The sequence below is a fragment of the Arenibacter sp. P308M17 genome, assembly GCF_003426735.1.
In the GTDB taxonomy this organism is placed as follows: domain Bacteria; phylum Bacteroidota; class Bacteroidia; order Flavobacteriales; family Flavobacteriaceae; genus Arenibacter.
This window is the reverse complement of record NZ_QVON01000006.1, coordinates 288423-303665: the sequence shown is the minus strand read 5'-3', so window position 1 is coordinate 303665 and position 15243 is coordinate 288423. Positions and strand designations below refer to the sequence as shown.

Annotated in this window: 12 protein-coding genes; 8 read left to right on the top strand and 4 right to left on the bottom strand. The window is 40.8% G+C overall.

Annotation, left to right across the window (positions count from 1 at the left end; translation table 11 throughout):
- Positions 1-408: 408 nt before the first annotated feature.
- Together apaG and pruA are read left to right on the top strand one after the other, a co-directional pair.
- Positions 409-795 carry a Co2+/Mg2+ efflux protein ApaG gene (gene apaG / locus D0S24_RS15815; protein ID WP_117020789.1) on the top strand — a complete coding sequence of 129 codons (387 nt, stop codon included), beginning with the start codon at positions 409-411 and terminating at the stop codon, positions 793-795.
- 101 nt (positions 796-896) lie between these two features.
- The gene (gene pruA / locus D0S24_RS15810) at positions 897-2525 is read left to right on the top strand and encodes an L-glutamate gamma-semialdehyde dehydrogenase (RefSeq protein ID WP_117020788.1); all 1629 of its coding nucleotides are present in this window, start codon (positions 897-899) and stop codon (positions 2523-2525) included.
- A gap of 380 nt (positions 2526-2905) precedes the next feature.
- Here the strand turns inward: pruA and rsmG are convergent, their stop codons facing one another.
- Positions 2906-3541 carry a 16S rRNA (guanine(527)-N(7))-methyltransferase RsmG gene (gene rsmG, locus D0S24_RS15805; RefSeq protein WP_117020787.1) on the bottom strand — a complete coding sequence of 212 codons (636 nt, stop codon included), beginning with the start codon at positions 3539-3541 and terminating at the stop codon, positions 2906-2908.
- A 116-nt stretch (positions 3542-3657) separates the two neighbouring features.
- Here rsmG and D0S24_RS15800 point away from each other — a divergent pair, with 116 nt between their 5' ends.
- Together D0S24_RS15800 and D0S24_RS15795 are read left to right on the top strand one after the other, a co-directional pair.
- On the top strand, positions 3658-4761 hold the full coding sequence (locus tag D0S24_RS15800) for an acyl-CoA desaturase (protein ID WP_117020786.1): 1104 nt from the start codon (positions 3658-3660) through the stop codon (positions 4759-4761).
- Positions 4762-4775: 14 nt separating this feature from the next.
- Entirely contained in the window at positions 4776-5960 is a 1185-nt protein-coding gene (locus D0S24_RS15795) for a pyridoxal phosphate-dependent aminotransferase (protein ID WP_117020785.1), read from the top strand.
- Between the two features lie 70 nt (positions 5961-6030).
- Here the strand turns inward: D0S24_RS15795 and D0S24_RS15790 are convergent, their stop codons facing one another.
- Both D0S24_RS15790 and trkA read right to left on the bottom strand, forming a co-directional pair.
- The gene (locus D0S24_RS15790; protein WP_117020784.1) at positions 6031-7521 is read right to left on the bottom strand and encodes a TrkH family potassium uptake protein; all 1491 of its coding nucleotides are present in this window, start codon (positions 7519-7521) and stop codon (positions 6031-6033) included.
- 1 nt (position 7522) lies between these two features.
- Positions 7523-8872 (bottom strand): Trk system potassium transporter TrkA, encoded by a 1350-nt coding sequence (gene trkA / locus D0S24_RS15785; RefSeq protein ID WP_117020783.1) that lies wholly within the window; start codon positions 8870-8872, stop codon positions 7523-7525.
- A gap of 345 nt (positions 8873-9217) precedes the next feature.
- On the opposite strand from trkA, the gene ubiE reads away from it, so the two are divergent.
- Both ubiE and D0S24_RS15775 read left to right on the top strand, forming a co-directional pair.
- Positions 9218-9946 (top strand): bifunctional demethylmenaquinone methyltransferase/2-methoxy-6-polyprenyl-1,4-benzoquinol methylase UbiE, encoded by a 729-nt coding sequence (gene ubiE, locus D0S24_RS15780; protein ID WP_117020867.1) that lies wholly within the window; start codon positions 9218-9220, stop codon positions 9944-9946.
- A gap of 107 nt (positions 9947-10053) precedes the next feature.
- Positions 10054-10749 carry a porin family protein gene (locus D0S24_RS15775; protein ID WP_117020782.1) on the top strand — a complete coding sequence of 232 codons (696 nt, stop codon included), beginning with the start codon at positions 10054-10056 and terminating at the stop codon, positions 10747-10749.
- 3 nt (positions 10750-10752) lie between these two features.
- On the opposite strand, the gene D0S24_RS15770 is transcribed toward D0S24_RS15775, so the two are convergent.
- Positions 10753-11475, bottom strand: coding sequence for an RNA methyltransferase (locus D0S24_RS15770; RefSeq protein WP_117020781.1), 723 nt, complete (start codon positions 11473-11475; stop codon positions 10753-10755).
- 75 nt (positions 11476-11550) lie between these two features.
- Here D0S24_RS15770 and D0S24_RS15765 point away from each other — a divergent pair, with 75 nt between their 5' ends.
- Entirely contained in the window at positions 11551-14094 is a 2544-nt protein-coding gene (locus D0S24_RS15765) for a BamA/TamA family outer membrane protein (RefSeq protein WP_309545102.1), read from the top strand.
- Positions 14095-14154: 60 nt separating this feature from the next.
- A complete protein-coding gene (gene fbaA, locus D0S24_RS15760; RefSeq protein WP_117020779.1) occupies positions 14155-15222 on the top strand; it encodes a class II fructose-bisphosphate aldolase in 1068 nt (355 codons plus the stop codon).
- Positions 15223-15243: the final 21 nt, after the last annotated feature.

Here is a 15243-nt window from a genome sequence, read left to right as displayed (position 1 = left end):
ACATAGTGCTGAGACCAGCTGTTGTATTGGGTCGGGAACGGCTGCAAATTTCCAATTATCGCCTTCGGACCTTCCGGAAGTGACAGCTTGTATTGATTTATATCAGAAATAAATAGACTTACACCGATTATATTTACTTTAATTTTTATAATTTATTGTTGTTATATACCTTGCTGACCAATTGTATTTTAGAAGTCCTTAATTCATTCTTAAATAAGAATTAATTTTTTAAGATAAATTGTAATATATGCACTTTATCTTTGTAAGACAATTTAGGAATTCATTTGGACAAAGTAGATTGATAACCACATTATAATACGTATCTAAAGATATTGTATTTTTTGTTTTAGGCATTATAGGGTAAAATGTCCTCAATGGGAAATTTATTTACATTTAGTATCCGATCTTATGATAACACAGGTAACAAGAGGCATTAAAATTTCGGTGAATACCAGTTTTGAAGGAACTTTCTTCAAGAACTATAAAGTGCATTTTGCTTTCGGCTATACCATAACCATAGAAAACCAAAGTAAGGATTCGGTTCAATTGACATCACGTCATTGGCAAATTTATGATTCCTTGAATGAATTGGAAGTATTGGATGGCGAAGGGATAATTGGCAAAAAACCGGTTATCAAACCTGGAGAATCCCATACTTACAGTTCCGGATGCCTATTGGCTTCTACCATTGGGGCCATGAAGGGCCATTACAATATGGTAGGTATAAATAAATCCGAGAAATTTAGGGTATACATTCCCACATTTAAGTTTAGCGCCCCTTTTGCCCTAAATTAAAATCTTTCCCCATCTACCAAAATTCCCTTGGTACCCGGCTTTATTATCGCTAATGCATTTAGTACCTTTGCCATTAATTTGAACTTAAAAAAAATTATATCATGGGCAAAGGATTTTTTCATGTCCCCACGGCATATAACGAACCTATTAAAAGTTATGCCCCCGGAACCCCGGAACGGGAAGAAGTACTAAAACAATACAGTACCTATTTCAATGGCAACACAGACATTCCAATGTACATTGGTGGGAAGAATGTAAAAACTGGAAACACCAAACCTATTTCCCCTCCCCACGACCACAAGCACATAGTTGGCCAATACCATACGGCCAATAAGGAAGATGTGTCCAATGCCATATCCAACGCTTTGGAAGCCAGAAAACAATGGGCGGATCTGGAATGGGAACAACGTGCCGCTATATTCCTAAAGGCGGCCGAATTGATTTCAGGACCGTACAGGGCAAAAATCAATGCCGCAACAATGATTGCGCAATCCAAAAATATACATCAGGCCGAGATCGATTCTGCCTGTGAACTTATAGACTTCCTTCGTTTCAATGTAGAATACATGTCCCAGATCTACGAAGAACAACCAGATTCTGCGGAAGGTATTTGGAACAGGGTGGAATACCGCCCCTTGGAAGGTTTCATCTACGCCATAACCCCATTTAATTTCACTGCCATTGCCGGAAACCTTCCTGCAAGTGCCGCAATGATGGGAAATGTGGTATTGTGGAAACCAAGTGACAGTCAGGTGTTTTCCGCCAAGGTCATCGTGGATATCTTTAAGGAGGCCGGCCTACCGGATGGCGTCATAAATGTAGTATATGGGGATCCTGTCATGATTACACAAATAGCCTTGGACAGTCCTGATTTTGCCGGGATCCATTACACCGGATCCACCCATGTATTTAAGGAATTGTGGAAACAGATCGGGAACAACATCCACAAATACAAAACCTACCCTAGGATTGTTGGCGAAACCGGTGGCAAGGATTTTATTATTGCACATCCTACAGCCAATCCAAAGCAGGTTGCAACCGCAATCGTTAGGGGCGCTTTCGAATTCCAAGGGCAGAAATGTAGTGCCGCATCACGGGTCTACCTCCCTAAATCCATATCCAAGGAAATTTTGGATTATGTTAAAACCGATGTGGAATCTTTTAACAAACCGGGCTCTCCCGAGGATATGGGCAATTTTATTACCGCCGTTATCCATGAAGCCTCTTTTGATAAATTGGCCAAGTACATAGACCAGGCCAAAAAAGACAAGGATGCCAAAATTTATGTGGGCGGAAATTACGACAAATCCAAGGGCTACTTTATAGAGCCTACAGTAATTGTAACGACCGACCCAAAATATGCCACCATGGAAACCGAACTTTTCGGCCCTGTGGTCACCATATATGTTTACGAGGACAAGGATTGGTCCCAAACCCTTACATTGATCGATAGCACATCGGAGTACGCGCTTACCGGTGCCGTACTCTCCGGAGACCGTTATTCCATTACCGAAGCAACCAAAGTACTGCAGAACTGTGCCGGTAACTTCTATATAAACGACAAACCTACAGGTGCCGTAGTAGGACAGCAGCCATTTGGTGGGGCACGGGCATCCGGTACGAACGACAAGGCGGGTTCCGCACAAAACCTTTTGCGCTGGGTATCCCCAAGATTGATAAAAGAAACCTTTGTAACCCCTGTAGACTACAGATACCCCTTTTTGGGATAAAGGTACAAAACCATTGACAAGGCCCGTTTTTGCTTCCTGTAGATACGGGCCTTGGCATTTTTAGTTTAATTGTTACTCTAAAATAAATTATAATTTAGGCCGCCCAACCTTTTAAATATGCATCAATCCATGACCAAAGGTCAGATTTAACATAAATTAAACGCTGTCCTGCACAATTATAATGTAAATTTAACGTTAAGTTATTGTAAATTTACAATCAGATTAAAGTTATCCCAAAAGCGAAAGGTCATGAAAGAAAGCATCGAAAACAAAACACCCGTGAAGATAAAAGGTTTTTCTCTTAGGAACATGCACAATTACATAAAGGCCTATGCCAAAACGTGCAGGGAATCTTATTATCACATGTTAAGTCTATAATATCAGCCTTTAAATTTTACGGGCAGGTATACCAACTTTTTGGTGTTAAAAAATTCCTCTTCAAAAATTTCCGAAAGATTATATATCTCAACGGTACGGTACTCCTTTAATTCTTCTTCCAAATCCCCTCCCTTTAAATAAAGGATTCCATTTTTCCGTTCGTGTTCCGATTTCTTTTTTATCTTACCTTTTACCCAATGTGTAAATGTTGGCATGGCCGCTACTGCCCTACTTACAATAAAATCGAACTGCCCCTTAATTTCTTCCACCCTGGAATTCACCGAAGTGACATTTTCAATTTCCAGTCCCGCAACAACTTCCTGAACCACTTTGATCTTTTTCCCAATGGCATCGACCAGGGTAAAATGGGTCTCGGGATACAAAATGGCCAAAGGAATCCCAGGAAAGCCCCCCCCGGTTCCTACATCCAATACTTCTGCCCCGGAATTAAACCTTTGAAATTTGGCTATCGCCAATGAATGTAGAACATGTCGTAGATACAACTCATCTATATCCTTCCTGGAGACCACATTTATCTTTAGGTTCCAGTCCTGGTACAAATGTTGTAATTTTTCAATTTGGCACTTCTGCAAATCCGTTAAATCCGGAAAATATTTATAAATGATTGTGTAGTCCATTTTGTTTCGTTAATTTTTTGCAAAAATAGCACTTTAATAGGCATGACCTATGTTTTAACAGAGCGGTTATACCTATTTTAGGCCCAATTTGCCGTATATTTACAAAAAATTAAATCATGGATAATAAACCCATAAGATTTTCAAGAAAAGACTCTGCACAATTTTTTAAAACCCTAAATAGGCGTGTTAATGATTATTTCAAGGAAAACGACCTTAAAAAGACAGGGAACTGGAAACTACACTTAAAAACTGCAGTAATGTTTGCCCTATTTTTGGCTCCCTATTTTCTAATTCTGACCCTAGGGCTTCCAAATTGGGCCAATCTATTACTCACCATTACCATGGGCGTAGGCATGGCAGGAGTTGGGATGAATGTAATGCACGACGGAAACCATGGTTCCTATTCCAACAAAAAATGGGTGAACAAACTCATGGGGGGCAGCATCTACATCCTTGCAGGCAACGTATACAACTGGCAGGTGCAACACAATGTACTGCACCACACCTATACCAACATCCATGAACACGATGAAGATTTGGAAGCTGGAAGGATACTGAGATTTTCAAAACATGCCAAGTGGCATAGATTTCACAAATTTCAGCACTTCTACTCTATATTCCTTTATGGCCTTCTCACATTTAACTGGGCCATAACCACAGATTTTCAACAGATGTACCGTTATACCAAAAGAAAATTGGCCTATGGTAAATTCCCAAATCCGTTCATGAACTGGAGTATGCTGGTAGTAACCAAGTTGATATACATAACCGTATGGATTATAGTTCCTATGGTATTTCTGGAAATCGCTTGGTGGAAAATTCTTTTAGGATTTTTCATAATGCATTATGTTGCAGGAGTAATTCTGAGCGTAGTTTTTCAATTGGCACATGTTGTAGACGAAGCGGAAACACCACTACCGGAAAAGGATGGTAGCATGAAAAATACCTGGGCCATTCACCAGTTGTTCACCACTGTAAACTTTGGCACTAAAAACCGTATAGTAAATTGGTTTACAGGAGGGTTGAACCATCAAGTGGAACACCATATTTTTCCCAACATAAGTCATGTTCATTACACAAAAATTGCCAAAATTGTTAAAGAGACGGCAAAAGAGTTTAATTTACCCTACAACGAATATAAAACTACAAGAAAAGCTATAATTTCGCACTTCAAACATCTGAAGGAACTGGGCAAAAAACCCAAATTACAATATCAGTAAATTATAACAGAAAAATGAAGAACCATTTATCCGATAGGATCAACTCCATGTCCATCTCGGCAACATTGGCTATGGCCGCAAAAGCCAGAGAATTAAAGAATGAAGGCAAAGACATTATTGGCCTAAGTCTAGGGGAACCGGACTTTAACATCCCTGATTTCATCAAGGAGGCTGCCAAAGAGGCCATAGACCAAAATTACAGTAGCTATTCCCCTGTAGATGGTTATGCAGATTTAAAGCAGGCCATTGCCAATAAATTTAAACGGGACAACGGACTTACCTATGGCCTAAATCAGATCGTGGTCTCTACGGGAGCAAAACAATCCTTGGCAAATATTGCGATGGTAATGCTCAATGATGGCGATGAGGTTATTCTTCCAGCTCCTTATTGGGTAAGTTATAGCGATATTGTAAAACTGGCCCAAGGTGTGCCCGTAGAAGTGCCTACCAGCATTGATACCGATTTTAAGATGACGCCGGAACAATTGGAGAAAGCCATTACCCCCAAAACCAAAATGATGTGGTTCAGCTCCCCTTGCAACCCAAGTGGATCCGTATACAACAAGGAGGAATTGGAAGGTTTGGCCAAAGTATTGAGAAAACATCCCAATATCTTTGTGGTTTCCGATGAAATTTACGAACACATCAACTTTAGGGGCGGACATGTAAGTATTGCCAATATAGAAGGTATGTACGACCGCACCATCACTGTAAACGGTGTCTCCAAGGCATTTGCCATGACCGGATGGCGTATAGGATATATAGGAGGGCCGGAATGGATTGCCAAGGCCTGTAACAAATTTCAGGGACAGATTACCAGTGGTGCCAATTCCATTGCCCAACGCGCTACCATAGCTGCGCTCAATGCCCCTATTTCCTCCATCAAATTTATGATAGACGAATTCCATAAGAGACGCGATCTTGTTTTGGAGCTATTGGGAGAAATAAAAGGGTTCAACCTTAATGTCCCGGAGGGAGCATTTTATGTGTTTCCTGATATTTCCAGCTTTTTTGGCAAAACAATTAACGGAACATTGATCAATAATGCTTCCGATTTTGCCCTGTACCTATTGGAAAAGGCAAATGTAGCCACCGTAACCGGAGAAGCCTTTGGAAATGATAATTGCATACGTATTTCCTATGCTGCCTCGGAGAAGGAACTAAGGGAAGCCATGGCCAGAATAAAGGCTGTCCTATAATTCCCCGCCTATAAACATAAAAAAAATGGACGTCGATCAGGACGTCCATTTTTTTTACCCTTTTATCTTCTTAAGTGCGTTTCCAAAAATAGGGTGAAAATAGGATCAATACCGTAAATAGTTCCAACCTGCCCAAAAGCATTAGAAATCCGCACCACCATTTTCCCAAAGCCGGAAGGCTGTTAAAATTGACCAAGGGATTTAAGGAACCCAAGGCAGGACCTACATTCCCCAGCGAGGATGCCGCACCTCCTACCGCACTTTCAAAATCCAACCCAAGCGCACCCAGTACCAAAGATCCAATAATAAACAACAACATGTAGAGTACAAAGAATGCAATAATATTGTATACAATATTTTCGGGCACGGTCTTGTTGTTATACCTAACGGGAATAATGGCATTGGTATGCAGTGTACGCTTAAACTCCAACAGCCCGTTCTTAATAATAAGCAAGTGCCTCATTACCTTAATGCCTCCTGCAGTTGAACCGGCAGAACCCCCCAGGAAAAACAGTCCAAAAAAGAATATGGTCAGGAAGGGCGTCCACGAAGTAAAATCGGCGGTAACAAAGCCTGTAGTGGTAATTACCGAGACCACTTGGAACAAGGTATGTCTAAAGGCACTCTCGCCTTCTCCCAATACCATGGGATGAAAATCCGACACCGGTACATTGGCCTGAAAATAAACTACAAAACTGGCCACTATGGTAAAGCAAATAATAAAAATGGAATAAAATTTAAATTCCTCGTCCATAATCACTTTTTGAACTTTGCCCTTAAAGGCATAATAACTCAATACAAAATTGCTCCCGGCCAAAAACATGAACAAAATAACAATGTATTGAATCAGGGGTTGATCGTTCCAATAAGCCATACTGGCATTTTTGGTAGAAAAACCTCCAGTGGAAAGGGTTGCCAAAGAATGGTTTATGGCATCAAAAAAGGACATTCCCGCCAATTTTAACAATAGGGTCTCGGCCATGGTATAACTAAAGTAAATTAACCAAAGTCGCTTGGCCGTATCCGTAATCCTTGGGTGCAATTTATCCCCACTTGGCCCGGGGGCCTCCGCAGCAAACAATTGCATGCCCCCTATACCCAATAATGGCAAAATGGCAATAGCAAGCACTATAATCCCCATCCCACCTATCCAATGCGTTAAACTTCTCCACAATAGGATGCCTTCGGGCAACGCCTCTATATCATCCACTACCGAAGCACCTGTAGTGGTATAACCGGAAATGGTCTCAAAAAAGGCATTGGTAACGTCCGGTATGGCCCCGGAAAAAAGATAGGGCAACATTCCTGATGCGGACATTACCAACCAACCAAAAGTAACAATGATATATCCTTCCTTTCGTTTAACCTCTTTTTTGTGATTTCGTGTATAAAACATGGCCAAAACACCAACAAGCATCGTAACCACGGCCGCAAGAGTAATATCCAACGTAGCCCCATCGTCATAAATTCCACTTACCACAGCGGCCAAAATCATAAAAAAACCATTACAAAGTAATAGCAATCCCATGAGGTGAAAGATAATTTTTGAATTTAAGGCCATACTAAAGGAAAAGCTTTTCTATTTTTGGGATGGCACTTGGCAAACAACATACCACTACCCTATCGCCCTCTGTTATCCTAAACCCTCCCAAGGCAATAATTCCCTGATTATCACGGATTACCCCGCCAATGGTGGCTTCCCGAGGAAATTCCAGTTCCCTGATCAATTGCCCGTTTACCTGGGAGGTCGGCTTAACGATAAATTCCAAAATCTCCGCATTCAGATTATTGAGCCGGGTCATCGCCACTATTTCCCCTTTCCGGATATGCCTGAAGATATTATTGGCGGCGAGCAGCTTTTTGTTCAGCAGGGTATCTATCCCTATGGAATGCGACAATTGAAAATAATCCATATTCTCCACCAGGGCAATTGTCTTTTTAACATGCTTGGATTTGGCCACCAAGCAAGACATTATATTGGTTTCCGAATTTCCGGTAACCGCTACAAAAGCGTCCATGGCCCCCAGATTTTCCTCTTCCAACAGTTCTACATTTCTACCATCGCCGTTAATGATAAGGGCATTGGGCAGTTCATCTGCCAGATCGAAGGCCTTTTCCTTATTTTTCTCGATCAATTTTACATTAAACCTATTTCTACAAAGGTCCCTGGCGGTTTTGAAGCCCACCTTGCTGCCACCAAGTATCATAACGTTTTTGATCTCCTTTTTCTCCTTTCCGGTGAGTTTGTACAGTTCATCCAAGCCCTCCTTGGACGTTATAAAGTACACCTGATCGTTATCCTTAAAAACGGTATCGCCCCTAGGCACAATAGTGTATTGGGTACCCATCCTTTGAATGGCAATGGGCATAAAATGAAGCTCGGGAAATATGGTTGCGGCCTCCATGACCGTCTTTCCTACAAAAGGGGCGGTACTTGGCAGGGATACGCCCACCATGATCAAAAGCCCTTCCTCAAATTCATAGGTATTGTTAAACGCGGATTGATTCAATAATAGTTGTATTTCAGTAGCGGCCAAAGCCTCCGGTGAAATAAGCTCATCGATACCCAGGTCCGAAAATCGAATAGCATCCTTATTATGGATAAACTCAGCATTGGAAATACGTGCAATGGTACGCCTGCAACCCAATTGTTTTGCCAGCATACACAAAGTAATATTAGTAGTCTCCGAAGAGGTTACCCCAATGACCAGATCCGATTTCTCAACTTGCGCATCCTTTAAAATGGCTATGGACGTGGCGTCTCCCTTAAGGACCCTAATGTCCAAATGACTGTCTGCATAGGACAGACTATCTTTATTACTATCTATAAGCGTAATATCCTGGGATTCATAAGACAATAATTTAGCCAAATGAAAACCTACTTCCCCAGCCCCTGCAATAATAATTTTCATCTGTTTGTATTTATTGTTTTTTTATCGGTCAGATGTAATATCCAAGTAATCATTTTCGGTGGGTTTGAAAATTTTGCTAATGGATATTTCACCCCTTTAAATTTTAGTAATATGTGATTATAAATTAAGAATCCCGATTGCTATCGGTACAACCACATTGCGGTACCCCGTTCTCCCATTAAAGCACATTCCAAATAAAACCTGAATATAAGCGACAAAATTACATAATTAAATTGGGTTGTATCCCAAAACATACGAGTTAAACAGATAGGTGCCGGTTCCTATTCCAAAAATTAGAAGTACAACTTTAGGTCTAAATAGTATCTTTACCAAAAATTAATGATTATGGATAAAAAGGTGACCCCTTATAAAGATTCAACGCTGGGCAAAAAGGAACAGGTTACAAAAATGTTCGATACCATTTCCGGAAATTACGATGGACTGAACAGGGTTATATCTTTTGGAATAGATATTAAATGGAGAAAGCGCGTAGTATCCATAATCTCCGAAAAAAATCCTTCTAAAATTTTGGATATTGCTACTGGAACGGGCGACTTGGCAATTAACATGGCCAAGACCGGAGCCAAGGAGATTATCGGTTTGGATATTTCTTCGGGAATGTTGGAAATTGGCAGAAGAAAAGTTTTGGAAAAAAATCTAGGCAACACTATCTGGATGATAGTTGGTGACAGTGAAAATCTGCCTTTCGAATCCAATTCCTTTGATGCCATTACTGTGGCCTTTGGAGTAAGGAATTTCGAAAATCTTGAAAAAGGACTCCAGGAAATACATAGGGTCTTAAAACCTGAAGGCTCATTTGTGGTTCTTGAAACCTCCATTCCTTCAAAAGCACCTTATAAACAAGGCTATAAATTCTATACCAAGTTCATCTTACCGGCCATTGGAAAGTTATTTTCAAAAGATCGCAGTGCCTATGCCTATTTATCCGAATCCGCTGCGGCCTTTCCCTATGGAAAACAGTTCAACAATATTTTGTCTAAAATTGGGTTTATAGATATAGAAGATAGGCCCCAGACATTTGGGGTTGCCACTATATACGTAGCTACAAAGTAAAACATGAAATGAGCCATAACAATTCTGGACACCTCCCAATAGCTTTCGGGACGAAATATAGATTGGCGAATTACATCTGACCTTTAAAAATAAATAATTATCAACAGATGAAAACTATTTTTGTTCTTTTAATTGTTTTTTGTACGCTGGGCAACACGACCAATGCCCAGTTTAATGAAAAACCCGTAATGAACCTTGAAAGTGAGGACGAGCCATTACTAAATTGGGGATATTTTTTAGGCTTCAATCAATACGATTTTAAATTTGAATACAAAGATGATCTCCCCGATATTTTGGTGGACAAATCATTTGGATTCAATGTAGGGCTTATCGGAGAACTGCGTCTCAACAAATTTTTGGACCTTCGTTTTGAACCTGGATTGCACTACAACCAGAGAAATTTGGGCTTTCCAGGATTTGACAACGAAAGGGATGCCATTAGGGAAGTGAAATCGACCTATATTAATTTCCCATTACTCCTAAAAGTAAGCACCAAAAGATTGGGAAACTGGAAACCATTTCTTATTGGCGGGGCGTCAACCTCAATGAACTTGGGCAGCAATGAACAAAGTTTGGACGATAACAGCAGTGGCACTTTCCGAATGAAGAAGACCACCTATTATTACGAAATGGGTTTCGGGATCGATTTCTATCTGGAATATTTCAAGTTCACCCCTTCTATCCGAGGGGTCTTCGCCATAAATGATGAATTGGTGCGGGACAATGACCCCAATAGTCCTTGGACGGGCAATATTGAGGCAATGATGACCAGGGGGATGTTTATCAACTTTACCTTTGAGTAGGGATTACCCCCTTCTAATTTCGCTTAATAGAATAGCGGTAGCCGTTGCCACATTTAAACTTTCGGTAGTTTTGGGACCAAATTGCGGAATGCTGATTTTTTTTCCAACCAAGGCAGCAATAGCTTCCGAAACCCCATTGGCCTCATTCCCCATCACCAATATTCCCCCTTGGGGAAATTGCTCATTATACACCTTGGCACCATCCATAAAGGCCCCATAAATAGGAACCTCGGAATTACTTAAAACCTTTTGGAGATCCCCGTACACAATATTTACCCTGCTTATGGATCCCATGGTAGCCTGTAAAACCTTGGGATTATAACAATCTACGGAATTGGACGAACATAGGAGATTTTTGACTCCAAACCAATCGCAAAGACGGATAATTGTACCCAAATTTCCAGGATCCCGAACGTCGTCCAAAGCAACGACCCAATCGGAAAAATCCAGTGGATTCGGTTCCGGAATATGAAAAACCCCCAAGACCTTATTGGGAGTGGACAACCCGCTCATTTTTTTCAAATCCCCCTCACTTACAACTTCTATAAAACTACCCTTCCGCTCCAGGATAGTGCTATCCGTAACATATATTTTATAGACCTTCAGTGAAGAATTTAGTAGCTCCCGAACGGTCTTTATCCCCTCCATCACAAACAACTTATTTTGCGATCGGTACTTTTTTAGCTGTAAATTTTTTATAAATTTTATTTGGCTTTTAACAACCATACAAATGATGTATTTTTGACTTCTATGAGGACACGGTCGTGTATGAATTTAAACATTACGAAAATAGGATTATTATTGCTAGTAATTGCAATTACCTCCTGCAATGCAATAAAAAGAGTTGGTGATGACGAATTGCTGTTGACCAAAAACCAGATATATGCCGATAGCACAAAAATAACCGATGAAGATATACATAGCCTTATTTTTCAGAAACCCAACAGCACCTTGTTGGGCTATCCCCTAAGATTAAATCTCTACAACCTGGCCAAGAAAAACCCGGATTCTTCCTATCAGGCCTGGTTGCACAAAAATGAAAAAAGGGAGCAGCGCCTCATTAATTTGCTATCAAAAAAACAAGTGGAAAGACTGGGAGAATCCTTTTTGGTCAAAGGTGCCAGTGTTTGGTTACAGAACATCGGGGAACCCCCTGTTATCCTGGATACTTCAAGAACAAGAAGGTCCTTGCAAAGACTGAACGCCTATTATAAGAGCAAGGGATATTTTAACAATTCCACCACTTATGAAATAGATACGAGCGCAAGAAAACAAAGGGCCAACATAAACTACAAATTGGATCTAGGCTCACCCTATATTATAGATTCCATATCTACAAAAATTACCTCCTCCGCCCTGGACTCCATTAACAAGGCCAACAAAAGTGATTCCTTTTTAAAAACAGGGCAGCAAATAGACCTCGACAATTTTAATAGTGAAAGGGAACGACTGACCAATCTTTTTAGAAACACCGGTATCCATAACTTTCAGGAGAGTTCCATTTCCTATGATCTAATCGGGGATACTACCAAACTGGGGAACAATCATAAATTGGATATCCTTTTGAATATCGAAGATTTAAAAACCAGGACGGATAACGCCATTTCCACCTCGGAATACAGGGTCCATACCTTTAAAAAAATCAATATTTATACCAACTATACCTTCAATAATGGCTTGGACAGCTTAAAAAAAGTGGACTATAAGGATGTTACGATCCATTACCAAGGAAAATTGCGCTACAAGCCCAAAACTCTAACGGATGCCGTTTTCCTAAAAAAAGACAGTATTTACAGGGAAATTAACCGTATAAGAACGTATAGGCAGATTACCAACCTTAACACTTTTAAATATCCCAATATTGAATTTGTAGCCGATAGTGTTACTTCAGAATTAACAGCCAATATCTATCTTTCTCCACGCCCAAAATATTCCTTGGGGACCGATTTTGATGTAACCCACTCCAACATTCAATTTTTGGGCATAGGGTTTAGCCCATCGCTACAAGCTAGAAATTTATTCAAAGGTGCGGAAAACCTTAGTATTTCCGGAAGGATAAGTATAGGGGCCTCCAGTGACCCCAACATAGCGGACAATCGATTTTTCAACATTTTGGAAACTGGGGGGGATATCAACCTAAATCTACCCCGTATTTGGTTCCCCTTCGTAAAAACATCAAGGATTATACCCAACTATATGCTGCCGAAAACCAGATTATCCATCGGGACGAGTTTTCAACAGAATATTGGTCTGGACAAACAAACCTTTAATACTGTTTTTGGCTATAATTGGTCCCCAACAGATTTGAAAAAGAATGCGTTGGAGCTCTTGAACGTACAGTTTGTACGCAATGTAAACCCCAATAGGTTTTTTACGGTCTACCAGAACACCTATTCCAATTTAGATGAAATTGCCGACAATTATGAGACCGAACCGGCATTGGCGGACTTTTATGAGACCTTAGGCGACAGTACTGATCCCCGATTGATTATTCCGGAAGGCACCACTGGTTTTACCAACGCCATTATAAATGGAGAGGTACCTTCCAGTAATACCGATTTGGAAGAGATAGGCAGCATTGAGGAAAGAAGAATACGACTTACCGAAAACAATTTAATATTCGCAAGCAATTACACGTTTACCAAAAACAATAAAAGCGGTGCAACCGATAACGATTTTTATCAGTTCAGGCTTAAGTTGGAAAGTGCCGGAAACCTCTTGACCGGTATTTCCAATTTGATCCCGTTCTACGAAAACGAGGACAACAAACTCCTGGTTTTTGGTGTGCCCTATTCCCAATATATAAAAACGGAATTCGACTATATAAAACACTGGAGTACCTCAAGGACCAATGTATTGGCCTTTAGGGGTTTCTTTGGTATTGCCATACCCTATGGCAATTCGGACAACATTCCTTTTGTAAGAAGCTATTTCGCCGGTGGGTCTAACGATAACCGCGCCTGGCTGCCCTATTCGCTGGGACCGGGCAGGACCGAAGATGTAAACGACTTTAACGAAGCAAACTTAAAAATTGCCTTCAATCTCGAATATCGGTTTCCAATAGTCGGGGATATCAAAGGGGCGCTTTTTGCCGATGCCGGTAACATCTGGAATGCCCTGGACAACGTTACCAACGAGAAGGCCACCTTTGAGAATTTTGGCTCCTTGGCAGATATTGCATTGGGAACAGGACTTGGAATCCGCTATGATTTTACGTATTTTGTTTTTAGGTTGGATATGGGCCTTAAGACCTATAATCCTGCCGAGGAATCCTCAAAAAGATGGTTTAGGGACTACAATCTGTCCAACGCAGTGTTCAACATAGGTATAAATTATCCTTTTTAAAGCTGATTATTTTATTACTTTTGTCCCATTATTTATAATTAACTACATTAAAACAAGAATATGGCACACAATATTAGACCAGGAGTTGCAACCGGTGATGAGGTACAGAAAATTTTCAATTATGCCAAAGAAAAAGGATTTGCCCTACCTGCAGTCAATGTTATAGGATCGAACACAACAAATGGAGTTTTGGAAACTGCAGCCAGTTTAAATGCTCCCGTAATTATACAGTTCTCGAACGGAGGAGCACAGTTCAATGCTGGAAAAGGGCTGTCCAACGATGGCCAGCAAGCAGCTATTTTGGGTGCCGTGGCAGGGGCAAAACACATTCATCAGTTGGCCGAAGCCTATGGTGCAACCGTTATATTGCACACAGACCACTGTGCCAAAAAATTATTGCCTTGGATAGATGGCCTATTGGATGCCAGTGAAAAACATTTTGCCGAAACGGGAAAATCCTTGTTCAGCTCCCATATGATAGACCTATCCGAGGAACCTCTGGAAGAGAATATCGAAATTTGCAAGACCTACCTTGCCCGTATGGCAAAAATGGGAATGACCCTGGAGATAGAGTTGGGAATTACAGGGGGAGAGGAAGATGGCGTGGACAATTCCGATGTGGACGATTCCAAATTGTACACCCAACCTGAAGAGGTTGCCTATGCCTACGAAGAGCTGTCCAAAGTTAGCCCAAAATTTACCATTGCCGCTGCTTTTGGCAATGTCCACGGTGTCTACAAGCCAGGGAACGTAAAATTGACCCCTAAGATCCTTAAGAATTCACAGGAGTTCATCACCAAGAAATACGGTGTGGAACACAACCATATCGATTTTGTATTCCATGGTGGATCGGGATCTACCGTAGAGGAAATACGTGAGGCCATTGGCTATGGGGTTATTAAAATGAATATCGATACCGATCTACAGTATGCCTTCCTGGAAGGAATAAGGGACTATGTCCAAAACAAGAAAGATTATTTGCAATCCCAGATAGGCAATCCAAACGGGGCCGACGAACCCAACAAAAAGCATTACGACCCACGTGTTTGGCTAAGAGAAGGAGAAAAAACGTTTGTTACACGCCTAAAAAAGGCATTTGAAGACCTTAATAACGTAAATACCCTATAATTCCCCCAACCCAAAAAGAAA

What these genes read in the sequence shown, in the direction of transcription:
- apaG (WP_117020789.1), top strand. Translation starts at nt 409, where the DNA reads ATGATAACACAGGTAACAAGAGGCATTAAAATTTCGGTGAATACCAGT.
- pruA (WP_117020788.1), top strand. Translation starts at nt 897, where the DNA reads ATGGGCAAAGGATTTTTTCATGTCCCCACGGCATATAACGAACCTATT.
- rsmG (WP_117020787.1), bottom strand. Translation starts at nt 3,541, where the DNA reads ATGGACTACACAATCATTTATAAATATTTTCCGGATTTAACGGATTTG.
- D0S24_RS15800 (WP_117020786.1), top strand. Translation starts at nt 3,658, where the DNA reads ATGGATAATAAACCCATAAGATTTTCAAGAAAAGACTCTGCACAATTT.
- D0S24_RS15795 (WP_117020785.1), top strand. Translation starts at nt 4,776, where the DNA reads ATGAAGAACCATTTATCCGATAGGATCAACTCCATGTCCATCTCGGCA.
- D0S24_RS15790 (WP_117020784.1), bottom strand. Translation starts at nt 7,521, where the DNA reads ATGGCCTTAAATTCAAAAATTATCTTTCACCTCATGGGATTGCTATTA.
- trkA (WP_117020783.1), bottom strand. Translation starts at nt 8,872, where the DNA reads ATGAAAATTATTATTGCAGGGGCTGGGGAAGTAGGTTTTCATTTGGCT.
- ubiE (WP_117020867.1), top strand. Translation starts at nt 9,218, where the DNA reads ATGGATAAAAAGGTGACCCCTTATAAAGATTCAACGCTGGGCAAAAAG.
- D0S24_RS15775 (WP_117020782.1), top strand. Translation starts at nt 10,054, where the DNA reads ATGAAAACTATTTTTGTTCTTTTAATTGTTTTTTGTACGCTGGGCAAC.
- D0S24_RS15770 (WP_117020781.1), bottom strand. Translation starts at nt 11,475, where the DNA reads ATGGTTGTTAAAAGCCAAATAAAATTTATAAAAAATTTACAGCTAAAA.
- fbaA (WP_117020779.1), top strand. Translation starts at nt 14,155, where the DNA reads ATGGCACACAATATTAGACCAGGAGTTGCAACCGGTGATGAGGTACAG.